The organism is Dermabacter sp. p3-SID358 (assembly GCF_025147465.1).
In the GTDB taxonomy this organism is placed as follows: Bacteria; Actinomycetota; Actinomycetes; order Actinomycetales; family Dermabacteraceae; genus Dermabacter.
Genome location: NZ_JALXOZ010000019.1, coordinates 17966 through 44684 on the forward strand (window position 1 = coordinate 17966; position 26719 = coordinate 44684).

The 26719-nt window shown below is 62.5% G+C and carries 18 protein-coding genes and 1 tRNA gene; 9 read left to right on the forward strand and 10 right to left on the reverse strand.

All coding sequences use genetic code 11. The annotated features are described in order from the left end of the window. Positions 1–34: 34 nt before the first annotated feature. Both dnaB and M3B90_RS08530 read left to right on the forward strand, forming a co-directional pair. Positions 35–1390 carry a replicative DNA helicase gene (gene dnaB, locus M3B90_RS08525; protein ID WP_259889845.1) on the forward strand — a complete coding sequence of 452 codons (1356 nt, stop codon included), beginning with the start codon at positions 35–37 and terminating at the stop codon, positions 1388–1390. Between the two features lie 6 nt (positions 1391–1396). Beyond that, a complete protein-coding gene (locus M3B90_RS08530; protein ID WP_259889847.1) occupies positions 1397–1990 on the forward strand; it encodes a hypothetical protein in 594 nt (197 codons plus the stop codon). 787 nt (positions 1991–2777) lie between these two features. Here the strand turns inward: M3B90_RS08530 and M3B90_RS08535 are convergent. Beyond that, positions 2778–4538, reverse strand: a complete 1761-nt coding sequence (locus tag M3B90_RS08535) for an ABC transporter ATP-binding protein (protein WP_259889848.1) — start codon at positions 4536–4538, stop codon at positions 2778–2780. Next, positions 4535–5956, reverse strand: coding sequence for a tetratricopeptide repeat protein (locus M3B90_RS08540; RefSeq protein WP_259889849.1), 1422 nt, complete (start codon positions 5954–5956; stop codon positions 4535–4537). The genes M3B90_RS08535 and M3B90_RS08540 overlap by 4 nt, the downstream gene beginning before the upstream one ends. A gap of 1430 nt (positions 5957–7386) precedes the next feature. On the opposite strand from M3B90_RS08540, the gene M3B90_RS08545 reads away from it, so the two are divergent. Further along, positions 7387–8529 carry a protein kinase domain-containing protein gene (locus tag M3B90_RS08545; RefSeq protein WP_259889850.1) on the forward strand — a complete coding sequence of 381 codons (1143 nt, stop codon included), beginning with the start codon at positions 7387–7389 and terminating at the stop codon, positions 8527–8529. Between the two features lie 12 nt (positions 8530–8541). Here M3B90_RS08545 and M3B90_RS08550 read toward each other — a convergent pair whose 3' ends face one another. The 7 genes from M3B90_RS08550 to upp form a co-directional block, all read right to left on the reverse strand. Beyond that, positions 8542–9366, reverse strand: a complete 825-nt coding sequence (locus M3B90_RS08550) for a spermidine synthase (RefSeq protein WP_259889851.1) — start codon at positions 9364–9366, stop codon at positions 8542–8544. A gap of 5 nt (positions 9367–9371) precedes the next feature. Then, positions 9372–11003 (reverse strand): serine hydrolase, encoded by a 1632-nt coding sequence (locus M3B90_RS08555; RefSeq protein ID WP_259889852.1) that lies wholly within the window; start codon positions 11001–11003, stop codon positions 9372–9374. Next, positions 10984–11739 carry a hypothetical protein gene (locus M3B90_RS08560; RefSeq protein WP_259889853.1) on the reverse strand — a complete coding sequence of 252 codons (756 nt, stop codon included), beginning with the start codon at positions 11737–11739 and terminating at the stop codon, positions 10984–10986. The genes M3B90_RS08555 and M3B90_RS08560 overlap by 20 nt, the downstream gene beginning before the upstream one ends. Further along, entirely contained in the window at positions 11736–14942 is a 3207-nt protein-coding gene (locus tag M3B90_RS08565; RefSeq protein WP_259889854.1) for a DEAD/DEAH box helicase, read from the reverse strand. The genes M3B90_RS08560 and M3B90_RS08565 overlap by 4 nt, the downstream gene beginning before the upstream one ends. Beyond that, entirely contained in the window at positions 14903–16411 is a 1509-nt protein-coding gene (locus M3B90_RS08570) for a chromosome partitioning protein (protein WP_259889856.1), read from the reverse strand. The genes M3B90_RS08565 and M3B90_RS08570 overlap by 40 nt, the downstream gene beginning before the upstream one ends. A 431-nt stretch (positions 16412–16842) precedes the next feature. Next, entirely contained in the window at positions 16843–17613 is a 771-nt protein-coding gene (locus tag M3B90_RS08575) for a winged helix family transcriptional regulator (protein ID WP_259889857.1), read from the reverse strand. A 403-nt stretch (positions 17614–18016) separates the two neighbouring features. Continuing rightward, positions 18017–18655: a uracil phosphoribosyltransferase gene (upp, locus tag M3B90_RS08580; protein WP_259889859.1), complete on the reverse strand. Its 639-nt coding sequence runs from the start codon at positions 18653–18655 to the stop codon at positions 18017–18019. Positions 18656–18724: 69 nt separating this feature from the next. Here upp and M3B90_RS08585 point away from each other — a divergent pair, with 69 nt between their 5' ends. From M3B90_RS08585 to M3B90_RS08605, 5 genes are all read left to right on the forward strand, one after another. Then, entirely contained in the window at positions 18725–19222 is a 498-nt protein-coding gene (locus M3B90_RS08585; RefSeq protein WP_396122503.1) for a nucleoside deaminase, read from the forward strand. A gap of 76 nt (positions 19223–19298) precedes the next feature. Next, complete coding sequence (locus M3B90_RS08590; protein ID WP_259889867.1) at positions 19299–21476, forward strand: hypothetical protein; 2178 nt, start codon at positions 19299–19301, stop codon at positions 21474–21476. A gap of 130 nt (positions 21477–21606) precedes the next feature. Continuing rightward, positions 21607–22620, forward strand: a complete 1014-nt coding sequence (locus tag M3B90_RS08595) for a methionine ABC transporter ATP-binding protein (RefSeq protein ID WP_259889861.1) — start codon at positions 21607–21609, stop codon at positions 22618–22620. Next, positions 22617–23321, forward strand: a complete 705-nt coding sequence (locus M3B90_RS08600) for a methionine ABC transporter permease (RefSeq protein ID WP_259889863.1) — start codon at positions 22617–22619, stop codon at positions 23319–23321. Before M3B90_RS08595 ends, M3B90_RS08600 begins: the two co-directional genes overlap by 4 nt. Positions 23322–23476: 155 nt before the next feature. Beyond that, positions 23477–24331, forward strand: a complete 855-nt coding sequence (locus M3B90_RS08605; RefSeq protein WP_259889864.1) for a MetQ/NlpA family ABC transporter substrate-binding protein — start codon at positions 23477–23479, stop codon at positions 24329–24331. A 6-nt stretch (positions 24332–24337) separates the two neighbouring features. Here M3B90_RS08605 and M3B90_RS08610 read toward each other — a convergent pair whose 3' ends face one another. Further along, on the reverse strand, positions 24338–26521 hold the full coding sequence (locus M3B90_RS08610; protein WP_259889865.1) for a S9 family peptidase: 2184 nt from the start codon (positions 26519–26521) through the stop codon (positions 24338–24340). Between the two features lie 106 nt (positions 26522–26627). Between M3B90_RS08610 and M3B90_RS08615 the strand changes: the two genes are divergently transcribed. Further along, positions 26628–26718 (forward strand) — tRNA-Ser (locus tag M3B90_RS08615). The last annotated feature ends 1 nt before the right edge of the window (position 26719 follow it).

Below are 26719 nucleotides of genomic sequence, written 5' to 3' on the forward strand. Positions count from 1 at the left end.
GGGGGGCAGTCACACCGAGACTTGAGGAGGTCGTATGTCGAGCGCCCTTTTGGAGCCGGGTCCCGATCAGGGAATGGACCGCCTCCCGCCGCAGGATCTAGGTGCTGAGCAGGGCGTTCTTGGCGGCATGATGCTGTCGAAAGATGCGATCGCCGACGTCGTCGAGAAGCTCCGCAGCAACGACTTTTACCGCCCCGCGCACGAACTCATTTACGAGGCGATCATCGACCTTTACGGTCGCGGGGAGCCGGCCGACTTCGTGACGGTCGCCGATGCGCTGCGTGAGAGGGGCAACCTCGAGAAGGTCGGCGGAGCCCCGTACCTCGCCGATTTGATCGATGCGGTTCCGACGGCTGCCAACGCAGGATTCTATGCCGAGATTGTCGCGGAGCGGGCCACGCTCCGTAGGCTCGTCGAGGCTGGCACGCGCATCGTGCAGCTTGGCTTCGCCGCGGATGGCGGCGAGGTTGATGCCGCCGTCAACGAAGCGCAGGCGCAGGTGTACTCGGTCACGGACCGCACGAAGTCCGAGGACTACGTGAAGCTTTCCGAAGTGATTGAGCCGACGATGGACTTCATTGAGATGCTCCAGTCCAGAGGCGGGCAGGTCAATGGCGTGCCCACGGGATTCGCGGAGTTCGATGAGCTCACACAGGGCCTGCACCCCGGCCAGATGATCATCTTCGCTGGCCGCCCTGCGATGGGTAAGACGACTCTCGGCATGGACGTAATGAGGAGCGCCGCGATCCACAACGGGATGGCGTCGGCCATCTTCTCCCTCGAAATGGACCGCCAAGAGATCATGATGCGCATCATGGCCGCCGAAGCGCAGGTGCCGATGAGTCGCCTTCGCGACGGCACGGTAGACGATCAGGACTGGGAGCGCCTTGCGCGCGCCACGACTCGCTTCATGGATGCGCCGCTGTATATCGACGATTCGGCGAACATGACCCTCATGGAGATTCGCGCGAAGTGCCGTCGCCTCAAGCAGAAGGCGGATCTCAAACTGGTCGTGATCGACTACCTGCAGCTCATGAGCTCCGGTAAGCGCGTCGAGTCGCGCCAGCAGGAAGTCTCGGAGTTCTCGCGTGCGCTCAAGCTCCTCGCGAAGGAGATCGAGGTGCCCGTGATTGCGATTTCGCAGCTCAACCGCGGGAACGAACAGCGCACCGACAAAAAGCCCATGATGAGTGACCTTCGCGAATCCGGCTCGATTGAGCAGGATGCGGACCTCATCGTGCTCATCCACCGCGAGGACTACTACGAGAAGGAATCGGCCCGCGCGGGCGAGGCGGACCTCATCGTCGCGAAGCACCGCAATGGCGCAACGAAGACCATTCCCGTGGCGTTCGAGGGGCATTACTCGCGTTTCAAGGACATGGCGCAGTAGCGAGCCATGTCGACACTGATGGACGAACTCGGAGGTGAGGACGTGTCGCTGAGTGGGAATGAGCTGGCGGGCGCTGAGCATGCGCCGCTTCGCCGATCTCTGCCTGCGACAATCGCGGAACCGCTCGCCCGATTTGTGTCCCCCCTGACGCCCGCGGATGCACTGCGCAACCTCGTGTACGTGAGCGCGGCCGGGGCCGACGGTGAGCGGCTGTGCCGCGTGGATGCGGTGCTCGACATTCGTGGCGTGTGGGTCGCCCATCGAGGCACACCCGCCCCACTCGCCTCGGTGCAGGGACTTGAGGAACACATCGCACCCACGTGGGAGTACGCGCTCGAGGCGGCCCGCGAGGCCCAGTACCCGGCGGTCACTGGAGTCGAGTTTCAATTCGATCGCACTGGGGAGGCTCTCGCGCGGGTTTTCTCAGGCGCCGCGCGCCCACCCGCGGACTCGGGAGCCGACTTTCACGTGTGGCATCTCGTGCCCGAGCTCGATGAACTCCTCGAGCGCGTGAAGCCCGAGTCATGGTGGGAACGCCGACTCGAAGATCTCCAGACCCTCATAGGGCGTGTGCGCACGCGTGGGCAGGGCGGCCTATGAACGCCTACGGCAAGCGTTTCGTGCGGATCGACCTGATCGAGCGCTCACGCACGGGCGAGGTCTGGCGTGCGTGGCAATGCTGCCCGTGACAGGTGGCACGCTCGCCGAAGTTGTGAGTCTAAGGGGCCGCTCGGCGAAGCAGTGGCAGTCATGATCGCGAGGCAAATCCGCTGACTAGGAGTCTGGAGGAGTGGCGGGGTGGACGCGCTCAGAACGAGACGTGTCCGTGAAGTGGCGTCGGCGCTCGCTAAGACGGTGTGGGGATATCGAATAGTCGGGCTTATGCGAGTAAGAGCTGCCACTCCGGTTGAGATCTCCATTGGTCTGTAGGTTGATCGGTTTATACACAGTTTCGTGTCTCACCCACAGATCCTTTCGGTCGGGAAAGTCGTTACGCACCCGGCCTCACACCTGTTCCGGCGGCAAGTTTTCATTTAAGTGATGCTGGACGATGCCGCGTTGTTCAAGGTTTGAAGGGATCTTGAGCCCATTCGGGCGGCGTGCGATCTACCGCACCGCAACTTTCTCCAACACGAACACGGTGTCGCTACCAGCCTTCGAACTCGGCCACAACCTCAGGCCTAGTAGAGGGAAGAGACCCGCTAGGGCGGGTGAGATTTCTACGCTGGGGAGGTTGATCCACGCTGTGGACGTTGGATATCAGAAGGGTACTGACGCACGTTTACGAATCAACGACTTTAAGACTATGCGCCTCTTTGGTGCAGTCTCATCCCGAATTCGTTTCATGAAAGTAGAACTCGATATATGACTCACAATGATGTGTGCTCTATTCTTCTTCACGAAAAATTTCGTGAAACCGGCCCGGCGATGCCAGCAGCTCTAAGTAGGTGCCTGATTGAATCAGTTGTCCTTCTTCGATGACATAGATTCGGTCCATAGCACGTAATGTGGCAGCACGATGGGATACGACGATGGTTATGCGATCATTTTTCGTGGGTCCGGATGCAAGGTCATCGAAGATTGCCCTCTCACTCTCCGCATCGATGGCACTTGTCGGTTCATCAAGAATCCACACTGGAGCATTGCGCAGAGCTATTCGCGCTAGCGCAAGTCGCTGCCATTGGCCGCCAGAGAGTCCGACCCCGCCGAACTGCTCGCCCAGTTGGGAATCTAGCTTATTCGGTAGGTCTTCGACGGCTTTTCGCAGTCTGGCCGCATCAAGCGCGTCCCAAAGTTCACTGTCGCAGACATAGTCTCTTCTTGTTCCGAGAAGCAAGGACTCCCTCACTGTGAGTTCGTATCGCCCAAACTCTTGCGACAGTAGTCCAAAAATACTGGTGCGCGAGACGTCGTCGAAGCAGTTGATCGGTTCACCGTTTATCAGAACGTCGCCAGTACTGGGGTTAAACAGCCCCATGATGATACGGACCAGCGTTGTTTTGCCTGCGCCATTCACGCCGACGATACCGATGAGTTGACCCTTCTCCGCAGACAGTGAAATGTTATCGAGCGCTTTAGCCGCGCCATGGGGATAGCTATAGGAAACGGAACGCACGTGAAGACTTTGTATATCTGCTCGAGGTGTATCGGCGTCTGACGAGGAAGCTTCCCGGGCCTCACCTTGGAACTCATTAGTAAATCGTCTATAGGCATCGACGATCGGGGTGCCTGACACAACACTACCCAGAGTGTACGAGGCATCAGACGTAGCTGACATGCTCGAAATCAGTGCCACCACTCCGGCAGCAAGAACACCTGCACCGAGACCACTATCAGAGGCGAGTGTGAATAGAGCAAAGATCAAGAGGCCAGTCGCAAAAAGCCCACCCAGAACGATAAGGATAGTGGACTTCGACATCGCCGAGACAAAGAGCTGTGCGGCTTTGAAGGACCGCTGCTTAACGACGCGAGCTAATTTGAAGCCGGTCCCAAGTGCCGACAGCTCGAAAGCTGGCTTTTCGTAAACCAACTGATTGAGAGCGTAGCTTCCGAACTTTACTTCGTGAGAAACCAAGGGCCAGGTTCGGCCTTCGATTTTGGCGACCAGCGTAAAAGCGATGAGCGTAGGAATCGTAGCCAGCACGATGACCAACGCCGAAATGACACTGTAAGGAGCTAAGGCGAGGACCAAAAATGCCATGGTGGCGACTGCGCGGAACGAATTGATCACATAGGTTCCATGGAAGGATGCCGCCGTTGCAATGGCTTCGCTAGCGGTTCTTGCTCGGGTAGTGAGCGAGTCTCCCATGAGCTGGTCTGCCGGTACACGGGACATTGCTTTCGCGAACTCATACTCCATGCCCGCCCGGGTTTTTCGGCTCAAGATTTGACTGAGAGTCATCACAACAGACCGAACGCTGGAGTTCAGCCCGAATACGAGCCCCGCCGCGACAATAGCTCCAGACAGTTGGGAGTGTGATTCCCTCGCAGTGGCCTCATGCACGAGGTTTTCAACCGCGACTACCATCAGGGCAGGGCCGAGACTGTCGACGATCACGAAAATCAGATAGAACACGAGGACCACAGGCGAGTACTTCCACAACTGATGCACGGCCCAAAGCGCGGTCTTGATGGTGGAAGTCGTCATGACGTCCGCCCCTCGCCAGTCTTCTTTTCGATCATCGCGAGATTAGAGCTGACCTCAGGGTCTTCTGGATAGATAGCGGCGAGTCGCTCCAACGCAACAAGGAGGAAATCCAATCGCTCTCGATCAGGGACGCGTCTAATTTCTATCTCGAGTAATAGAAGGTCTCGTCGCGCTAAGTCCGAACGCTCAGCAAAGGTAAATAGTTCCTTTGAGAGATGCCTTTCTGAATCCTGGATGGAGTCGTTTTTTAGGTAGAGTTCAGCACAAGAAAGACGGACATCGACAAGCTCAGGGTCCAGAGATAGGGCTTGCTCGTAATGTGATAGAGCTAGAGAATTGATCTCGTTTTTTGAATAGTAATTTCCCAACGCGATGGCGGCATTGTAGTCCCAGTTCGAGCGTTGTGACAATTGGTGGACCGTTCGATCTACAAGTGATTCATCCCCCTGGTCCTCAGCTATTCTTAACGCCAGCTCTAGTTGTCCAGTGTCTGGAGGTTGATATCTGAGTGCCTCCAGGATGGCCCTCTTCGCCTCGTCAGTTGCACCTGAAGAGTGCAGCAGTCGTGCAAGATTTCCTCTAAAGATTGATAAAGACACGTCTTCTTCGTGTCTATCGATATCCAAGAGCTCCTTTTGGGTCTCGATCGCTTCTACTTCGAGCGCGACTGCCAGAGCCGTGTCTTGAGCGGCCACCGCAAGAGCGTAACCATTAAGAGCGGTAGCTCTAACAGAAGGTGATACCTCGGAGCTTCGTGCTTGGGTTGCTGCTTGTTTTAGAAGGATAATCCCCTGCTCGCGCGATTGCCAATGGGCGGGGAGGTGACGCAGAAGTATGATTCCCTTTTCGTACGCTAAAATCGCCCGCTCGTCCGCGGTCGTGGGAATAATCTGATTTAGAACACCAAGCGCAGTGAACGAGCTATTTAAGGCGACGTTCGCTCGTGCATAAAGTAGGGTTCCGTCAAAGGATCTTGCAATTGATTGTGGAGCACGGTCTAGTAAATTTATGGTGGCCCACGGATCATTGTTTCGAAGAGAAAGGTGTGCGCGTGAAATAATTTCCTCGGGAGGGGAATCGGGACTATTCTGTTGGGGCTGCTCGATGGTGTGAGGTCCGTTATCAAATGTCAGCAATGCGCCACACCGGCAGAGTTCTGCTATGAATATGCTATCGGGAATACTTATGATTCCAGGGCTTGGTAGGCTTAGTGGCCCCCGCGCAGCGTTAGATACCTCTTTTGCTATCCAGCGAAAGCGTGAGTATATGGTCGCAAATTTGTCGAACCTCTCCAGTGTTGTCGCATGCGGTACGGCGGTAGTGTAGAAGAAAGTGTTGACGGCCGGCCTAGAGGATTCGATCCACTGGTGGGAAAACGTTTGGGAAATTATCGCTGCGGCTAAGGGGGAGCTGGTCATTTCTTGCCTACTTCTGTGAAGCCTGGTGTATGCGGCGTTCGACGCCGCATACACCAGGCAATCGGTTGGGTTACTTAGGGCTGGAACAGTGTGCTCCGCAGTGCGAATATCCGTATGCGCCATGGCGTAGGCGAGGCGCCTTCTGGGAAAGTTGAATCGTCATTGAAATCACCTCCTCTTTGAGCTCATCTAGGATCTTACACCGACATGTGACTGCTGTCACGTGTGCGTGGTGCTTACTATACGGTAGCGGCCCTGGCTCTCCTTCCAGATGAGCCGTTGGGAGAACTTAAGGAACCTGACGAGAGCTGGCTAGGCTTATCCACCTGGGGCGGCTGGAGTTGTGAGTAAGGCAGTTGAACCCCGCAGGTCATGTCGCTCGAGTGGTGATGGCAGTACTGAACGTAGGTGTAGGGCCCGGAAACGGTGATGGAAGGGGCGTGTCGTTGTCCCTGGTTATACCGTCGGTGTGCAGAGGCTGTTAGAAAGGTTGATGACCACCATCTGGGGTGGATGGAGGTGTAGCAGGTTGACCGGAAGGGGGGTGGCGCTGATGATGATCTGGGCAGTTTTCCCACCCTGGGTGTTCACTCTATACGCGGTGTTTACAACGCCGGCGAGTGCCCTGAATAGCCATGGGCAGCGTCTTATCGCTGCCGCCTGGCCAGTGTGAAACTACTTCCCGATCCCGACGAGCATTTCGTCGCGGTAGGGCAGCTCGTCGAGTTTGTGGACTATTTGTTTATTTGCGCGGTCGTTTGCTGAAGACTTAGACCTATGGAGGTGGCCCCAGCGTCGAACGCAAGCTTGAATGGTGGTCAGACCATTCCGCAGCTTCTTTGGGCTCGGGCGCCGTCCTACTGGAAGACCGTTAGGAATGCTCGATGACTGTCGCGCACTGCCATTTTGGGCGAGTGGCGGGAATGTGTGTCGGCTTTCTCTATGCTTGGCGTCGTTAAATCGACGATCGCAGGCGATGTTCGTCCGCTGGTATTGAGGGTTCTGCGCCCATCCGCGCTTGAAGGACGCTCAGGACGCTCCAGTTGGCAGGAGCGTTCCCAGGCGCGGGTATTCAGACGGACCATCCGAGTGAATGCCCTCATCGTGGACGAGACCGAAGTCAATACCCGGGACGAGGCTGGCTGGTGTGTGGCCTCCCTAGTTCCTTAGAGGCCGGTGCTGGTTGTAATAGTGAAGCCAACCTCCGAGCGCGGCATGGTGTCGCGCTACAGGTGTAAACGGTAGGCGCTGCCATTGCTCGTTGCCTTATAGCCCGCGCGTTGAAGTCCTCGTGGCTATGCTCCCGGAGGAGAATGCCTGCGAACTTAGCCTGCATATTCATATGTGCAAGGCTGGTCACAAAATGCGAATGTCAACACTGAAACGCTATAGAAGTTGAAAGATGCGTCGGCGTGTGCTGATCTAGGTCCATGAACGCCTACGGCAAGCGTTTCGTGCGGATCGACCTGGTCGAGCGCTCACGCACGGGTGAGGTCTGGCGCGCGCGGGACTGCGAACGCGAGGATCAGTGCGCGCTCAAGATTCTCGATGACGGGCAGTTGGTCTCGGCGAGGCGGATACTCGAAGATTCCGACGGCGCCTTCGCCCACCCGCATCTTCTTTCCCCTTATGCGATGGACGAGTCCGAGGCGCTCGTAGCAATGCCGCTCGTGTCAGGTGGCACCCTCGCCGAAGTTGTGAGCCTCAGAGGGACGCTCGGCGAATCAGCGGCACTCATGATCGCGAGGCAAATCCTCGAGGCGCTCGCAACGATGCATGAGGCGGGGTGGGTGCATCGCCGCGTGAGTGCCACGACGATCATGTGCCGGGAAGATCGCCCACCCGTATTCGCTGTTCTCGCGGGCGTGAGCGCAGCGATGCCGGAGGTCGAAGCGCCAGATTTCCCGGTCGTGGACACCGCGACCGTGGAAGCTTTCTTCGCGCCCGAGGTCGCCGCCGGTGCCGTCGCTACACCCGCGGCCGACGTCTACGCGCTTGGTGCGTCTGTGCTGTTCACGCTCGCCGGCCCCGCCGCGCTAAACGATACGACAGTTCCCGAAGGCCTCTCGCCCGAATTCGCCCGGGTCCTCGCCGCAATGCTCGCGAGCGACCCCGCTGAGCGCCCGAGCGCGCGGGAAGCCCTCGCGCAGCTCCCGAGCGTGGAGCCCGGTTCTCCGGCTCTTCTTTCCGACGGTTCCCGGCTTGAAATTGTGGACCTCATGCCGGATATTCCGGAAGATTTCGATCCGTACGAGGGGGAGCCGCCCACCGTTGAGCCGGTGCCGTCGCCCGTGCCTCAGCGGCCCCCAAGCGCCGCGATTATCGAAGAAGTGGACGACGTCGAGGCGCCGTTCGATCCGCCCGAACGACGGATGCCTCCCGCGGTTTCACTCGTGCCGTCGAGCCCGGATGAGCACGACGTCGATATTCGCACCGGAAAGCGCGGGCTGGGTGAGCGTGCGCGCAGCTATGACCGGATGACTCTCGTGGGCTGGGCCGCGATCATCGCGGGCATGACGATCGCGATCGGCGCGGGTGCCTTCGCATCGCTCACGCTCATTGGCTTCCTGTAAGGCGCGGCGGAGCTAAGCGCCGAGGACGTCGCGCCACGGCTCTACGACGGCGGGATGGGGCCCCGAGGCCCGCACGCGCGAGGCAATCTGCACAAAATCCTCGCGAGCCGTGAGGGGGCCTGCCACGAGAATCGAGTTGCCCGTCGCACGGGAGTGCGCGACGTGAGCATCGGTGAGGATCCACGGCTCTGGGTAGCCCCGCTCGGCGCACGCGGCGTGAAGCTCTCGAGCCTGCGCGGCGAGGAAGCGTTGGGGCTCGTCGTCGCCGATGTTGACGAGAAGGATCCCTGGATCCTCAGCGTCTGCGTCGAGCACGTCGAGCGCCGCGCCATAAAAGTCAGCAGTTGCGAGGTGAGGCGCGGTCTCCTTCCCGCTGAACACATCGAGCACGGCGGCGTGGAACCGTCGGACCTCACCGCTCGAGGCGGAGTCCGTGTGCTCTTGCGAGAGCGCGCGCACCAGTGCGAGAGCATCGCCCACGCGGTGTTCGAGGCGCGTGCCCGCTGGAAGAGGCAGGTTCTCGAGCACGAACGTGACGAGGCGGGGTTCGATGTCGACCGCGAGCTGGATGCTTCCCGGGCGCGTGGCCTGCACGTACCGCGCGAGTGTGAGCGCGCCCGCGCCGAGGTGGAGAATGCTGATCGGCGCGCCTGCCTCGAATCCTTCGTCGAGAACGTTCGCGATGCGCCTCAAATACTCGTAGCGAATCTCTAACGGATCGGCGGGGTTGACGTGGGACTGCTCGTGCCCGCCGATCGTGAGGATCGTGCCGCCCCAGTCGAGGTCGTCGACGAGGGCGGCATCGAGCCCACTCACCTCGAGGTGGATGTGCGGCATGAGGATTAGATGCCGATGGGCGCGGCGCCCGAGGCCTCGCCCTTGTTCTTCGGCTCGCCCTTGATATTGAGTGCCTGGATCTGGGAGTTCTTGCGCGGATCCATGAGCAGGTCGATGAGGACCTTCCCGCTTTCGCCCTCGAACGTGCACACCGCTTGGAACGGTGAAAGCACCTTCAGGTTTGCAGCCTTCTCGAGCGTGAGGTCGGCGCGGTCGAGGCCGGCGATCCGCAGGGCCGCGTCACGCAGACGCACGCGTTCGGCGCGCGAGACGTCCTGATCCATGTTGGTCGCAAACAGCGCGAGAAGCGGGTCGCTTTCCTCGCTCACGCCCTGCTCGGCGCGATTCGCGAGCACGGTGCGGGCGGAGCCACTCGGCACGAGGGCCGTCGGCTGGCCCTCGAGCTCGACGTCGCGTAGCCACGCGAGCGACTTCTCGAGGGCCTCCCGGGTCGAAGGGGCAAGCTCGCGCTTCGGGGCCCGGGTGAGCTCTTCCTGGTGGGTGCGGATCGCCTCGAGCGCCTCGAGCGAGCACGGAATCGCGGGTGCATATTTCGAGTTCGCGAGGGCGATCACCGTGAGACCCGTGCCGCGCAGCCACACCATGAACGAGCCATATCCGGGATAGCCGCCCGAGTGCGAGATGACGTCCCCGAGCTTCGGGAACTTCTCGACGACAAGCCCGAAGCCGTAGCCGCGCACACGGCCGAATCCAGTTTCGCCTTCGAGCACCGGCCACTCCTGGATGCGGTGAATCTCCTGCATTTCGCGGCGCGAAGCTGGTGAAAGCATCGCGCGCGATTCGGCACTGATGCCGTCGGCGCGGCGCACACCCACCTCGGAAAGGAAGGCCGTCCACTTCGCGACGTCCGCGACGGTCGAGAAAAGCCCCGCCATCGCGCCGAACACGCCGGGCGTATCGAAATCGACTTCTTCGAATCGCGTCGCGCCTTCGCCATCGCCCACGCGGTGGCCCGTGAGCACGCGCGAGCGCTGCTCGTCGGTCATCTCCGCGAGGGAGAACACCGTGTCCGTCATGCCGAGCGGCTCGAGGAAGCGGCGGCGAATCTCGTCGCGGAAGCTCACGCCCGTGACCTCGTCGATCACGCGGCCGAGAAGCACGTAGCCCGTGTTCGAATACTCGAAGCCGCAGCCCGGTTCCGCGATGAGCGAGAGACCGCCCGCGATGTACTCATCGAATTCCTCGGCGCTCATCGACTCCTGGCGGTCGCCCCACGGGTTATCCGTGACGAAACCCGCGGCCATCGTGAGGGCGTGGCGAATCGTGAGCGCGGGGGAGTCCTCGCTAAACGCGCCGATGCCTTCGGCGGCGGGAACGTAGGTCGAGATTGGGTCGTCGAGGCGCAGTTTGCCCTCGTCGCGCAAGGCGAGGATCGTTGCGGCCGTGAACGACTTCGTCATCGAGGCGATACGCGAGATCGAATCAACGCCGGGCGTGAACGCGCCCTCGTCGTTCTCACCCCCAACGAGTGCGCTCGAGCCCGCACCACCGGAGGCGAGGATCTCGCCGTCCCTCGCAACGCCCCACGCAACCCCCGCCATGCGGTGGTCCGCGACGGCCTTGTCAAAAATCGCCGCAACCGCGTCAATCGTCTCGTTAGTCAGTTCGTGAGCCATCGCCCGGGCCCTGTCCTTTCGTCTCGGTTGGCGGCGTGCCGCCCTCTCGCTTAGCTTCAGCGTAGAACGCCGCGATGAGGGCCGCGGCCTCTTCGCCCATAGCCCTCACCAGTATCTCGGATTCGAGCCGCGCGGGATCAAAACGGGTGCGGGTCTCCACGTGCGGATCAGGTCCGACGGTTGCCGAAGAACCGTCGGACTCTCCTTCCGTGAGGTGAAGCTGCTCGACGTCCAGGCCGAGGAGCGCGAGGTAGTCTGCGGGTGCGCGATCGATGTGTTCGGTGAAAGCAAGCGTGAGGGCCCACACGTGCTCGCACACGTCGGGCCAGCGCAGGCACGTGCAGCCGAAGGAGAGGGGGAGTTCGGCGCTCGGGAGGAGGGCGAGGCCTTCGCTTTCAAGTTCGCGTTCGTCGGCGATGTCGTAGGTGCCCGCGAAGACCGCGAGAATCTCGTGCGGGTCGCGCGTGGCTCGCGCAATGAGAGCGTCGATGTCGTTTCCGCCCCGCGGCCCGAAGTCGAGCTGCGGATGCGTAAGGGTGCCATCGATCGCGGCAGTGACCTCGCCCTTGACGTGACCCGCGGTGACGTCGAGCCACTCGACGGCCCCCGCGCGCGCGAGTCGCCTGCCCGCCGCGAGCTTCGTGCGGCCGAGCTGCACCTCTGCGCGTGCGAGGAACTCGCGTGCGAGGAAGCTTTCGCCGATCGCGCCGCGCTTCGAGGTCATCTCGATGTTCACGAGCGGCGCTCCTTTCGTGCGTCGTCGAGCGAAACGATTTCGGCGAGCTTGTCGTTGCTGAGCTCCGTGAGCCACCCTTCGCCCGAGCGCACCGTGTGCTCGGCGAGCTCAAGTTTTGAGCGCAGCACATCGTCGATTTTCTCCTCGATTGTGCCGATCGAGATGAGCTTGTGAACGGAGACATCGCGGGTTTGGCCGATGCGGAACGCGCGGTCGGTCGCCTGGTTTTCGACGGCGGGGTTCCACCAGCGATCGAGGTGGATCACGTGGTTGGCCGCCGTGAGGGTAATGCCGGTGCCGCCTGCGCGAAGCGAAAGCAGCATCGCCCCCGGGGTGCCGGGGGAGTTCTGGAACTCGCGCACCATCTCGTCGCGTTCCGCCTTCGAGATGCCGCCGTGGAGGAACGGCACGCGAAGCCCGAACGTCGTTTCCCAGTGCTCGAGCATCGTGGGGGCGAACGCCGTGAACTGCGTGAAGATGAGCGCCTTCTCGTTATTCGCGACGACAGATTCGAGGATCGTGTCGAGCCGTTCGAGCTTGCCGCTTCTGTGCTCGCCCGAGGCATCGAGCACAGGCGAGCCATCACCGAGGAAGTGCGCGGGGTGCCCGAGAACCTGCTTCATCTTCATGATCGTCGTGCTCACGATCGTGCGGCGTCGGCGATTCCTCGTGATTGGGTCGGAGATCTTCGAGAGCTCCTCGAGCTGCTTCGTCATGTCCTCCACGAGCGCCTTGTAGAGCCCCGCTTGCTCTTCCGTGATGTTGACGAGTTCGCGTTCCTCGCGCTTCTCGGGCAGGTCCGAGATGATGCTGCGATCAGTCTTCACGCGCCTCAAAATGAACGGCCTCGTGAGGAGGCTCAGGCGTTCCTGAACAGCGCGATTGCCCTCGTTGATCGGATTCACGAATCGTTCCTTGAAGGCCGCCTCGCTTGGGAGCAGGCCCGGCGTCGTGATCGAGAGGATCGAGTGCAGGTCCGTGAGATCGTTCTCGACGGGCGTGCCCGTAAGTGCGAGACGTCGACCCTCGGGAAGAGCCTTCACCGCTTGCGTGACACCCGTGTCGTGATTCTTGACGTGCTGCGCCTCGTCGAGGACCACGCGATGGAACTTCGCGGCGGCAAGGTCGTCGAAATCGCGGGACACGAGCGCGTAGGTCGTGAGCGTGAGGTGGGAAGCGCGGGCGCGCTCGCGGAACGCCTCGCCGTGGAGGCGATCGGGGCCGTGATGGATGTGCACCTTGAGGCTCGGAAGCCAGCGCTCAGCCTCGCGTTGCCAGCTGCCGAGCACCGACATCGGGCACACGAGGAGTGTGGGGCCGATCCGGGGGAGTTTTTCGCGTTCGCGCGCGAGGAACGCGAGCACCTGCATGGTTTTGCCGAGGCCCATGTCGTCGGCGAGAATCCCGCCCACGCCGCGCGCATCGAGGAACGAGAGCCAGTCGAGGCCACGCTTTTGGTAGGGGCGCAGCGTCGCCTTGAGCGTGCGCGGGGCGGGAAGCGCGGGAACGGCAACCTTGTCGGTGCCAAACAGGAGTTCGTCGCCGTTGCTCGTTTCCGCCTCGACGCTCAGGTCGAGATCCTCGAGCCCACCCTCGGTGAGGAGGCCGCGAAACTGCACGTCGGTGAGCGCATCGCGTTCGCCCTCGCGAGAATTCTCCGCCGCCACCCGGCGCGCACCCTGCAGGAACGCCGTCGCCGCGCGCAGCGTCGAGGAATCGAGCCGCACCCACTTCCCGCGGATGTTCACAAGTTCGCGCTGCTCCTCGAGGAGTTCCTCGAGCTCGTCGGGGCTCAGCATCGATTCGCCAACCGCGACGCCGAACTCGAACGACGCCATCGCGCCCGAGAAACCAGTCGATTTCGCGGGGCGATTCTCGCGGTCGTCCTCCTCGGGCGTTGCCACCTTCGCAACGACGCTTACGCGCTGCTTCGTCCACTCGCGCGGGAGCATGACCGTGATGCCCTCTGCCTCGAGAACGTTCGCCTCCTCGGTGAGAAAGCGCGAAAGCTCCTTGGTGGAAAGGTTCCACGTGAGCCCTCCCGGCTCAGCGTGGGTCCCCGCAAGCGTCGGAGAAAGGCGGCGCACGTGGGAGGCGTGCTCGAGCGCGCCCACGCTCGTGAGATCACCCGCATTCACGAGATCCCCGAGCAGGTGCACGCGGCCCGAGGTTTCCGCGAGGCAAACCTCGACCTGCCAGCGGGCAGCGGTGGAGTACACACGAAGTCCGACGGTTGCCGAGCCTGCGTCGTAACCCTTCTTTTCCGCCTCGCGCACGCGCACCGTGAGGCGCGGCTGCCTCTCGCTCAAAAGGACGCCGGCGAGCGCCGAGTCCACGAACGAGTCGAGGGCCTTTCGCACGCGGCGGTCGTTGACCGTGTCGAGCGTGAGGAGGGCATCGCTGTTGTCGAGGGCATCGAGAAGCGCGGCGCCCACGGGGTCGAGGCCCGCGAGCTCATCGGCCCCGGGAAGCTCGCCCGCGCGCTCGCGCTCCTTGCGCAGCCGCGTGAAGGTCGCGCGCGCGTGGGCATCGACGAGGTGTTCGAGCGCGGGATTAGTGGGAGAGGTACCGACTGCGAGACCGGGGGCGAGGCGCCATCGCACGCGCGAGGTGTCGTGCGCGCTCTCGGGCCCGGGCACGACGTCGCGCCGTTTGACGATGCGGCGCGCGTGCGAGTCGAGATTGAGGAGCGCAAGAGTTTCGGGGGCGAGGAGAATTCCCTCACCGAGGTCGAGCGGGCGGCCCGCTTCCGCAAGTTCGCTGATCAAACGCGCGATGCCGTCGTCGCTCGTATCCCGCGGCGTTGCCGATGCGCGGGCGAGGTGGGCGATGCGCGCGCGCAACGCGGTCATAAACTCGGCAAGATGCGCGCTTTCGAGCGCGAGGGTGCGCACGCGCGTGCGGCGGCCGAAAAACTCAACCTCGATCACGTGCCGCATGGGCCGCGCAAGCCACGGACCGAGGGCCGCGAGCGGTGCGGGATGCCTCCCGTCGGGGGAGAGCGCGCTGAGCGCCGAGTCGAGGGAGTCGAGAATGTGGGCGTGGCGCGCGGTGTCGGTCGCGTGTGCCCACAGGCTCACGCCGAGGGCGGTATCAGCGTGGAGATGGAGCGTGCACGAGCGATACGCGGGGCTTCGCCCGGCCTCATGGGTTCCCGTGGTGCTCAGAGGCCGTCGGCCACCGTCGCGGTTGCGTTCATCCACGCCTCGCGCGTCTCCTTCGAGAGCTTGGCCCATTCGAGGCTTCCGCCGTCCACGAAGTGCGACTCAAACGGAACCTCGAGCACGGCGCGCGTGTGAGCGCCGAAGTGGTGGAGGAGGCGCTTGCGTAGCACACGGTCGATCTTGCCGCGCGAGGAGTGCGACAGGATCGTCACGGCCTTTTCGACCTGCTTCTTGTGGCCGGTCATGCGCAGCTCGTCGATCATCCACGCGGCGGCGTTGAAGGTGTCCTCGCGCACCGTCGACACGATCACGAGCTGATCGGCGCCTTCGACGGCGGCAAGCCAGTTCGAGGCGCGCACGTTATTGCCCGTGTCCACGACCTTGACGCGGTAGAAGCGCGAAAGGGTGTCGTTGAGGCGGTTGAAGGCCTCGCCATCGATCGATGCGGCCGAGCCCGGGTCTTCATCCGAAGCGAGGATGTCGAAATTCATGTCACCCTGCGGGCGAACGTACTTGTCGAGGTCGGCTACGCGCGCATCCCCACCCGCGAAGTGATCGAGGTTGTTGAGGAGATCGAGGGCAGTGAGGTGGTGATCGCTTGGAATACCACGCCAACCGAGGGTGCCTCGTGTTTCGTTGTTGTCCCACGCGAGCACGCTTCCTCCGCGGAACATGCCGAGGGTTGCGGCGAGCATGAGCACACTCGTGGTTTTATGGGCGCCTCCCTTGAGGTTGACGACCGCGATGTTCTTCGGTGCATCAAGCCTTTTGCGGATCCGCTCAATCTGGTCGAGTTCGCGGCGCTCGGCGCGGCCGGGCCCGGGCTTGATGAGACCGAGGCTTGCCTGGCGAATGAACTTGTTGAAGCCGCGGGTTGCGAGCGGCTTGCGATGCGCGTCGTTGCCCGCGCGTAGGTCATCGAGGGTGGGCAGGTCATCCTTGGGGAGCTCACGCTTGGGTGAGACGACCGGTTCGTGCGGCTTCGCCGGTGTGGCGGGCTGGAGCGCGTCACCCTCCGCATGGCGCGAGGAAGTGAGTGGTTCGGGGGAGGAGGTTGAATCGGCAGCTGGCCGCTCCTCGGCGGCTGCGAGGCGCTTTTGAAGATCGGCAAGGGCCGCGGCGGATGCGGCACTCGCGGGGTCCGGGGACGCGGCACTCGCGGGGCGGGCGGCGTTTGCCGTGGCGGGGCTCGTGGCGCTCAGCGCCGAGTGGCGGCCACGTTTTTGCTCCGAGGCGTCGGGCATTGCGGCACTCGAGGCGTAGAGCGGGCGGGAATCGCCCTCGCGGGGTTGGATGCGACCGTTGGGTTCGACTCGAAGGTTGTGCGTTGCGGGACCATCGAAAATGACGACATCCACCGGTGCATTCTGCTTACGGGCTTCCGCGACAAATGCGTGCTTGATAGCCGTGCGCACCTCGTTCCTGCTCTCGCCTTCGATCCGTTCGGCGCGATCGGCGAACTGGATCGTGGCATCCTTCGCCGAAACGATGCGTGCGTGAGCAATCATGAAGGTCCTCGCTGCGAATGTGTAAACGATTTCGGTGGGCGGCTGCACGCCCTGAGCAACCATCGTAACGGCCCCACCTTAAACGTTGAGAGGTGAGGCGTATGACTCGAACACAACTTGCCGCTCTTAGAGAGACGAGCTGGGTTCACATTTGACCCGAAGTGTTTTAGAGTTGCAGTACCGGCGTTGCCCGCTCCAAGGCATTCCGGCGTCGCGTTCGCGGCACAAGTACGGCAGGTATGCCGGAACATAGCCGCCGCACAGCGCTCACCCCCTTGCGCGTGCGGCCTGGCGATCGGAAGTTCCCCCGAACCCGATCGCCGCTTCGCAGGGACCTCCCCCCCCCCCTTCGTCCCGCGAAGCCAGCGAACGGACCGTGAGCCCCATTTGTGAGCGCTCCGGTCCGTTCGTCTGTGAGGAGGTGTTCTTCGTTATTTTGTGCCGAGCAATGCGACGTCGCTCCCGAGCTCGAGGCGGTAACCCGAACCGCGCACCGTCGAAATGAGCTTGCGGTAGCGCCCGAGCTTGTTGCGCACGCGGCGAATGTGGACGTCAACGGTGCGCTCGCCCGCGTCACTACCCGCAGTGCACCACACCTCTCGCATGAGCTCCTCGCGCGAAACGATGCTGCGGGCCTTCCGTGCGAGGTGCGCGAGGAGTTCGAACTCACGGTGGGTCAAATCCACATCCTCGCCATCGATGCGCACGCGGCGACCAAACAGATCGATTACAAGCGATGGTTGCGCGAGACGCGATCCGGGGCTCCCCGGAAGGGACGGGCTTGCGGGACTGAGTGCACTCGCGGCGCCCGGGGCGCTGACGGGACTCACCGAGCGCGACTGGATCAGGCGCAAGCGTGCGGCTTCGGCGTCCCTGCGCGCGGGTGCGTTGGGCGACACGACTCCAGCCTTGCGAGGGCGAAGTGCCTGCGGCTTCCCAGCGGGACGCGGGGGGATTGATGTACCTGCGCTCTGACCGGGAACGGCCGTGAAGCGGGCGCGGCGGGGGCGGGGGTCCGACGCTACCTGCACGCTCGCCGTTCCTCCCTTGACTGTCGCGAGCGTGTGGGCGTGGGAGCGAAGCGCGTCGGCAATGAGCGTGGCCTCGCGTTGGCTGCTCGCGGCGGGAAGTTCAACGGTGAGCGTGATGCTCACGGTGCGGGTCGAGGTGGAAGCGGGGGTGCGGTCAAGTGCAACGGTCATGGCGATTCTCCAGGATGCGGCGCCGTGCGGCGCGAAAGTGTGGGGAATCCGGGATCTCGCGGGGGAGTGAAAGAAACTCGCGTGCGAGGTGTGCTCCCGGTGGGCACCTGGAACCCGCGCCCAGTGGCCGGCTCCTGTCAGCCGGCTTTCCGCAGTGCGCTTAGAGGCGCGGCTGACCCTGCATCATGGACATCGCCATGTCCATCATCATGCCGCGCATCATGAAGCGGGAGACCGAAGAGGTCCCCTCGATGATGCTCGATGCGGCATGGAAATTCATGTGACCAGTGTGAAACACGATCGGCGCCGACGCAAGTGGGCGTTCACATACTGAAACACTGCCGTGAAATCAGCTCGTGGACGTCCCCGCCGCGTCGGCGCCGTGATGAACGAAAGTGCGGGTCTAGTCGACAACCCCGAAGAGCCGGTCGCCCGCGTCGCCGAGGCCCGGAACAATGTAGTTCTTCTCGTTGAGCTTCTCGTCGATTGCTGCGGTCACGACCGTAATATTCGCGTCCTTGTCGAGCTTCTCCTCCATGGTGGCGATGCCCTCGGGAGCCGAAAGGAGGGTCACGCACGTGATGTCACGCGCGCCTTTTTCGAGAAGGTAATTCACGGAAGCGATGAGCGTGTGGCCGGTCGCGAGCATCGGATCCACAACGAAGCACTGGCGGCCCGTGAGGTCGTCGGGAAGGCGATTCGCGTAGGTCGTGACCTCGAGGGTTTCATCGTTACGCACCATGCCGAGGAAGCCGACCTCGGCCGTGGGGAGCAAGCGCGTGATGCCATCGAGCATGCCGAGGCCCGCACGGAGAATCGGCACGACCATGGGTTTCGGGTCGGTGAGCTTGCGGCCAACCGTCGTCGCGACCGGCGTCTCGACCTCCGCAGGCGCGACGGCGACATTGCGCGTCGCCTCATACGCGAGAAGGGTCACGAGCTCGTCGGCGAGCTGGCGGAAAACGGAACTGGGGGTGTCCTTGTCGCGAAGGACAGTGAGCTTATGGGCAACGAGCGGGTGGTCAATGTTCAATACGCGCATGAGGCCAGCCTATTACGATGAAAGCCGATTCGGCGCGGCCCCAGGGCCCAAAATGTAAGCGAGGTACGCATGGCATACGCGGGAGCGACGTTAGACCAGCTCATGCAGCCGGCGATCGATGAAGCACGCGCCGCCTCGATGCCTCCGCGCCGAGACATTCCCATCGGCGCCGCCGTGTACGACGAAAAAGGCACGCTCATCGCGAGCGCTGGCAACCGTCGGGAAGCGGATGAAGACCCAACGGCACACGCCGAAATTCTCGCCCTGCGCGAAGCGGCCCGCGTGCGAGGGCGCTGGAACCTGAGCGGTTGCACGCTCGTGGTGACTCTCGAGCCGTGCACGATGTGTGCGGGGGCGATCGTGCTTGCCCGGATCGCGCACCTCGTTGTTGGAGCGATGGACCCCAAAGCGGGGGCCGCCGGATCGTTGTACGACCTCGTGCGCGAAGAGAGGCTCAACCACCGCGTCGAGCTCACGACGGGTGTACGGGATGAAGAATGCGGCGATTTACTGCGCGAATTCTTTCGAAAGTTGCGTGAACGGCGCAAAGGGCTACGCGGAGAGTAAAAAGTCCCGTACCATGATGCCCGTTACACACGCGTGAAACAGGACGATCGCGTGCGCCAACGAGCAAGGGAATGACATGTCAGAGAACCCCCCGCAGCAGGGTATGCCCCAGGGCGACGGAGTGACTCCGAACCCCAACGTTCCGCCTTCGGCAGCTTCGGCCTCGTCAGAGCCGAGCGCCCCGCAGGCGTCGGGCCCCGCTTCCTCCGCACCCCAGTACCAGAGTCCCCAGTATCCGCAGGGCCAGCCGAGCGCACCGCAGTTCCAGCAGAGTGCACCGCAGTTCCAGCAGAGCGGCCCGGGTCAGCAGGGCCAGCAGAACCCGCAGCAGGGGTACCCCCAGTTCCAGCCGCAGCAAGGCCAGCCTCAGCAGGGACAGCCGGGACAACAAGGCGCCGACTTCGGCAAGCAGTTTGGTCAGGCCGCATCCTTCATCGGTAATCCGCTGCCGACCCTCGCAGCGGCATTTGCTTCGTACGCGACGGGTCTCATCGTCGCCGCGATCGTGATCGGCCTTCCCCTTCTCGGCTCAATGGTGCTCGATACACCGAGCATTGTTCCCGATGTGAAGAATGGTTTCGGTGCGGCGGGTGTTGGCCAGCTCAAGCCGGATACGCCCGAATTCCTGTATATCCTCGGTGCGCCTTTCCAGGCCGTTTCGATGGCATTCCTTGGCTCGTACACGGTCAACACCACCATTAAGGGGTCGTTCGCCGGAGAAGACGACGCGACGATGTCCACGTTTGCAAGCCTCGGACTCGTTCCCTTCCTCGTGCTTGCCGCGGTGCTTGCCGGCGCCTTCTTCGCCGGGCGTTACGTCGCTAAACGTAGGCCGAACGAGGGCGCCGTTGCCATCTGGGTCCAGGCCCTGATCGCGAGCTTCGCCGTCGCGGTCGTCTCGACCCTCTTGTCGTGGGCCCTCGCTGCGCGCGGGAGTGAGGAGATCGATAACTACGGCATGAGCTACGAGACCCACGTGAGCCTTCACGCCGCAGGGGTCCTTCCGTTCCTCGGTATCTTCGTGCTCCTCGCCCTTGCCCTCGTGGCGGGCCGCTACAGCACTCGCCCTCTCCCGAAGAAGTGGCCGCTTGTGAGCGAGTACTTCGATGCGGCGAAGCTTGCGCTTCTCTATGCCGCCACGGCGGCGATCGTGGGGCTCTTTAGCAGCGTCGTTGTCGTCCTCATTGCCGCCATCAACGAGGGCCACTTCGGCGACACTCTCAAGATGCTCGTGATGTGTGTTCTCACGCTCCCCGCGACACTTTTGACGGTGCTCTTCACCCACTTTGGTCTCGCGACGTTCTCGCCGGTGAACTACACGTACGGCCACGGCGCCTATGCGGGCCTGCTGATTAGCCAGGAAGGCGACATGGTTTCCGTGTTCACCCTCCCGCACTGGTGGATGATTCTTCCCGCGATTCCGTTCGCCCTGCTTCTCATGTTCGTTTTCGCAGGGGTGTGGGCGAAGTCCCGCCGCCGCGTAGAAGGCAACACTCTCGCGACTGTGACCTCGTGGGCTGCGCTTCCCGCCGTGTTCTTCGTGCTGAGCGTTCTCGGCATCATCTTTGCGACGATCAACTCGAACTTCGGCGCGAACGGAGCTCGCGACGTTCTCGAATCCGCCGGGCTTTTGAACTATGAAGGCGATGCCCATGCGGGTGTAAGCCTCGCGACCCCCTTCATCGCCGCGGTTGTGGGAATCCTCGTCGAGGTCATTTCGCGCTTCATCGCCCCGTTCTACACAAGTTTCGTTCCGGCGATCGCCGGCGGCTTCGTGCACAAGCAGTACGGGAAGAACTCCGAGTACAACGCCACCGAGGTGCAGCACAAGAAGATCGACTTCAACGCCTTGGCGGCGAACATGCAAAATCAGCAGGGGCAGCAGAATCCGCAGGGCCAGCAGGCCGCACCGCAAGGGTTCGGCCAGCAGGCTCAGCCGCAGTACGGTGGTCAGCAGCCGCAGTTCGGGCAGCAGGGTCAGCAGGCTCAGCCGCAGTACGGTGGTCAGCAGCCGCAATTCGGGCAGCAGGGTCAGCAGGCTCAGCCCCAGTACGGTGGTCAGCAGGCCCCGCAGTATGACGGCCAGCAGCCGCAGTACGGCCAGCAGAGCCCGCAGGCTCCTCAGTATGGCGGGCAGCCCCAGCAGCAGGCCTCCGAAGCTCCTCACTTCACGCAAGAGCAGGCCTACGGTCACAACCAGCCGCCCCAGCCTGGTTCTGCACCTTCCGCAAACGATGGGCCGACACAGCAGTAGTCACGTCGTCATGTCACGAGCGGCGCCCCTTTCGCAAACGCGGCGGGGGCGTCGCCTTTTGTGTGAGCTGTGTGTCCTTTCATGAACTGGCATCTGCGTTCCGCACCGCCTTTCCCGGATACTGGAGGGCGTGATCACACTCGACGGACTCACCAAAGTTTTCCCCGGAACCGGCGGTGCCGAGGTTCGCGCCCTCGACGGCATCTCCTTGGATGTCGCCGACGGCGAGATCCACGGCATCGTTGGCCGCTCCGGCGCAGGTAAATCGACCCTTATCCGTTGCCTCACGGGCCTCGAGAAGCCCACGAGCGGAACCGTGCGGATCGGCGAAACGGACATCGCCGCACTCAGCGGTCCGCAACTTCGTGAAGCGAGGCGGAGGATCGGCATGGTGTTCCAGCACGCGAACCTGCTTGATTCTCGTACCGCGGCGCGCAATATCGCGCACCCCCTCGAGATCGCCGGCTGGTCTCGCGAGAAAATCCGCGAGCGCGTCGCCGAACTTGTGAAACTCGTGGGCCTCGAAGGTCGCGAGAACAACTATCCAGCGCAGCTCTCCGGTGGTCAGATTCAGCGCGTCGGAATCGCGCGCGGCCTTGCGGCACGGCCTCAGGTGCTCCTGTGCGATGAGCCCACGAGCGCCCTTGATCCCGGGACGACCCGGCAGATCCTCTCGCTCATCAAAAACCTCAATCGCCGCCTCGGCATCACGGTTCTTCTCATCACGCACGAGATGAGCGCCGTGCGCGAAATCTGCGACCACGTGACTCTTCTCGAAGACGGAAAGATCGTCCAGACCGGCTCGCTTCTCGACGTCGCTTCCGATCCGTTCGGGCGCCTCGCGAAAGAACTCATTCCTCTGCCGCCCGCCCCCACGGGCGTCGATGCAAAAATCGTGAACCTTGACTACGGAAAGTCACCCGCCGTCAAGAACGTCAACGACATCGTGCGCTTCACCGAGAAACACGATGCGCTTGCCGAGGTCGTCGCGGCCTCTATCGAAACGATCCAAGGCCAGCAGATCGGTCGAGTCCAGCTCGCGTTGCGCAACGCCGACAACAGCCCCATTAGTGCGCCGGGCTTCGCGAGGTTCGTGAAGGACTGCGCCGACAACAACATCGTCGCCGTGGAGGTGCAGCCGTGATCGAGTGGTTCCACGAGTTCTTTTCGGATCCAATCTTCACCTCGACGAGCACGAATAACTCGCTGTGGATCAACACGGGGCTCACGATCTACATGGTCGCGTGGACGATGGGGCTGAGCATCCTGATCGGTATCCCGCTCGGTATCGGCCTGTTTGAACTCTCGCGCGCGCGTTCCCGCGCAGCTCGTGTCGCCTACCAGATTCTTGGTTTCGTCGTGAACGTGTTGCGAAGCTTCCCGTTCGTCATCCTCATCATCGCGCTTTTGCCGCTCGCGAAAATGCTCGTGGGGCGCGGAACTGGCCCCAATGCGGCGATTATCTCCCTCACGATCGCCGCGGTCCCCTTCCTCGCGCGCCTCGTCGAAACCGCCTTGCGTGAAATCCCCGCGGGCAAGCTCGAAGCCGTCGAGATGATGGGCGCGAGCCGCTTCCAGCTGATCAGACACGTGCTCGTCGCAGAAGCCCTTCCCGGAATCATCGCTGGCATCACGACGACGACGATCGGTGTCGTCGGCTACACGGCCATGGCAGGCACAGTCGGCGCCGGCGGACTCGGCGATCTCGCCTTCCGCAAGGGGTACCTGAGTTACAACGACACGGTCATGATCACGACCGTCGTTGTGCTCGTGATTCTTGTCGTGCTCGTGCAGGTCGTGGGGGATTGGGCCGCGCGCGCGGTCGATCACCGAGCGAAGGGCTAACGAACGCGGGTACGGTGTGGGGCAGTCCGACGTCGGAATCCGCTCCAGCGCTCCCACTCACCCACGCCGATGTCACGAACCGTCACATTTCTCGCGCCCGGCCGCACTTCCGGTGCAGGCTAGAGCCAATCGAGAACACCTAAGGAGAGACCATCATGACCAACCTCAATCGCCGCACCCTCCTCACTTCGGCCGTGGGCCTCGCGGGACTTGGATTTTTGAGCGCGTGCGTTTCGAACTCGCCGGGCACCGGTGGTAAGAATGGTGAATCAAGCGTTGACTCGTCACTCAAGATAGGAGCGTCACCCGTTCCGCACGCCGAGATCCTCCAGTTCGTCAAGGATGAGCTTGCGAAAGACGCAGGGCTCGATATCGAGATCGTCGAATACACGGATTACATCCTTCCGAACAAGGACCTCGAATCGGGCGATACTGACGCGAACTTCTACCAGACCCCAAACTTCCTCAAGAACGAAATCGAGGAAAACGGGTATAAGTTTACGGCTGGCAAGGGCGTGCATATCGAGCCGCTTGGCCTGTACTCCGAGAAGGCGAAGAGCATTGACGAGATTGAAGAAGGCGGAGAGATCGCCCTCAACAGTGACCCCGCGAACACCGCGCGTGGTCTGAGGCTTCTCGAGTCGGCGGGCCTCATCTCGCTCGGTGACGCCCCCGAGGACGCACTCGTCAAGCCCGAGGATGTCAAAGAGAACCCGAAGAACCTCACGTTCACCGAGCTTGAGGGCGGCCAGATTCCGCGCTCGCTTGGTGACTTCGCCGCGGGTGTCATCAACGGCAACTTCGCGCTCGAGGCTGGCCTCAAGCCCAACGAGGATTCGATCTTCCTCGAGCCGGGCGAGGACAGCCCCTACGCGAACTTGCTCGTGTGGCGAAGCGAGGATGACGGAAACGAGCACCTCAAGAAGCTCGAGGAGCTCCTGCATTCGGATGAGGTGAAGGCCTTCATCGAGAAGACCTACACCGACGGTTCCGTCATCCCCGCTTTCTAAGCGCGGCTAGAGGAGCTCGGTTGCCCCGAGCTGATCGAGCACGAAGGCGTACTCTTCGGCGCGCTGCTCCCACTTGGCGTAGCGCCCCGAGCGTCCGCCGTGGCCGGCGACCATTTCGCACTTGAAGAGGATCGGGTGCGCGGGGATCGCCTCTCCGCTTTCGTAGTTACGGGTCTCCTCACGAAGACGCGCAACCCACTTCGCGGGCTCGACGTAAAACACGCGGATGTCGTTGAGGCTCGTCGTCGCGAGAATCGCAGGGTACTGCACGCCCTGGATGTTCTCGTACGGCGTGTACTCCTTCATGTACTGGTACACCTCGGGATCCTCGAGCGGGTTGCCCCATTCTTCCCACTCACCGACAGTCAGCGGGAGGCTCGGGTCGAGGATCGTCGTGAGCGCATCCACGAACGGCACACCCGCGACGATCACGCGGAACGTTTCGGGGGAGAGGTTCGCGACCGCGCCCATGAGCAGGCCGCCCGCGCTTCCGCCATTAGCCGCGATGCGGTTCTTGTCGAACCAGCCCTCGCTCGCGAGGAACTGCGCCGATTCCACAAAGTCACTGAACGTGTTCTTCTTCGCGAGCTTCTTGCCGTTCTCGTACCACTCGCGGCCCATCTCGCCTCCGCCGCGAATGTGCGCGATCGCGACGACGACGCCGCGGTCCATGAGGCTCAGCCAGTACACCGAAAGCATCGGATCCGTGGGGACTTCGTAGCTTCCGTAGCCGTAAAGGAAGCCGGGGTTCGTGCCGTCGGGCTCAATATCGGCGCGGGCCATGAGCGAAATCGGGATCTTTGTACCGTCGTGGGCCGTCGCCCACAGGCGCTTCTCCACGTACTTCGTGCGATCGAAGTTCGGTACGGGAGTTTCCTTGAGGATCTCCGGTTCGCCGCCCGACGCGGGAATCTGCGCGACGGTCGTGGGCGTGAGCATCGAGTCGAGCGTGTAGCGGATCGTCTCCTCGTCCCAATTGCGGTTGTGCGCGAGGTAGACGGCATCGAGCTCGCCACCGTGCGAAATGTCGAAAGCGGAGGAGGTGTCCCAGCCTGTGCTGCTCTCGGCATTTTGGTCGCCGCTCACCTGATCGCGCTGCAGCACACGGACGGTCGGCAGGCCCGCTGCGCGCATCGTGATCGCCACGTGGCTCTCGAAAGCGTCGGCCCCCTCGATACGCTCGCCCTCGGCCGGGGCGAGAATTTCGCGCCACGTGTCCTGAGCCTCCGCGCCGCTCGCGTCGAGCTCCTGGCGCGCGAGCGCGAAGCCCTTGTGGTCGCGGTTGTGAAAGACGAGGTAGTGATCGCCCGCGTGCTCAACGGTGTATTCGACGCCTTCGACGCGACCCGCAACCGAGCGCGGTTCCTGAATCGGGCTTTCAAGGGAGGTCACGAGGGCCTCGCCGGTGACGCGAGAGGCCGTCTCGATGATGAGAGCCTTGCGGTTGCGGCTCGCGCCCGCGTAGGTGGTGAATTTCTCGTCGTCCTCGCGGAAAAGAAGGCGGTCTTCCGACGCAGGCTTGCCAATCTCGTGCACCCAAATCTCGCACTGACGCCAGGCTTCATCATTCTTGGCGTAGACGATTTCCGAACCGTCGAGGGAAAAGGCGAGACCGTAGGCGACGTCCTTGACGGAATCGTCGATCACATCGCCCGAAGCGAGGTCCACGATGCGAAGCGCATACACCTCGCCGCCAGAAGTATCCACGCTGTAGGCGAGGCGGTTCGAGGCTTCGTTGAGGGTAATGCCGCCGAGCTGGAAAAACTCGGTGCCCTCCGAGAGTGCTTGCGCATCGAGGTACACCTGCTCGCCGGGAAGCAGTTCGTCGCTTTCGGCGTCGATCACGGGAAGCTCGGGGCTTTCCGTGACCGCGATACGGCTAAAACGAGGGTAGTTGTCGCCCTCGCGTGTGCGGGAGATGTACCAGAAGTCGCCATCGCGGTAGGGCACGGAAGAGTCGGTCTCTTGCGTGTGGCTTTTGATTTCTTCGACGATGTGATCGCGTAGCGGGTGGAGGGGCTCGAGGATCTGATCCGCATAGGCGTTTTCCGCGTTCAGGTGGTCGAGGACCTCCTGGCTTTCCTTGTCGCGCAGCCAGTCGAAGTTGTCGACGACGGTGTCGCCGTGATGCGTGCGTTCAATGGGCTTCTTCGCCGGTACCGGCGGGTTTAGGGGAGTGGTATGTGTCATGGAGGCAAGCCTATAGTGCTTTCGGGGGCGCCACCTGCGCGTGACCTGGCTCCCACAAGGTTGCCCGAACTTTGACGACAGGCGACGAATCGGTAAAGTGTTCCGCGGTAGCGTGTCCGAGCGGCCGAAGGTGCAACACTCGAAATGTTGTGTACGGCAACCCCGTACCGCGGGTTCAAATCCCGCCGCTACCGCCAC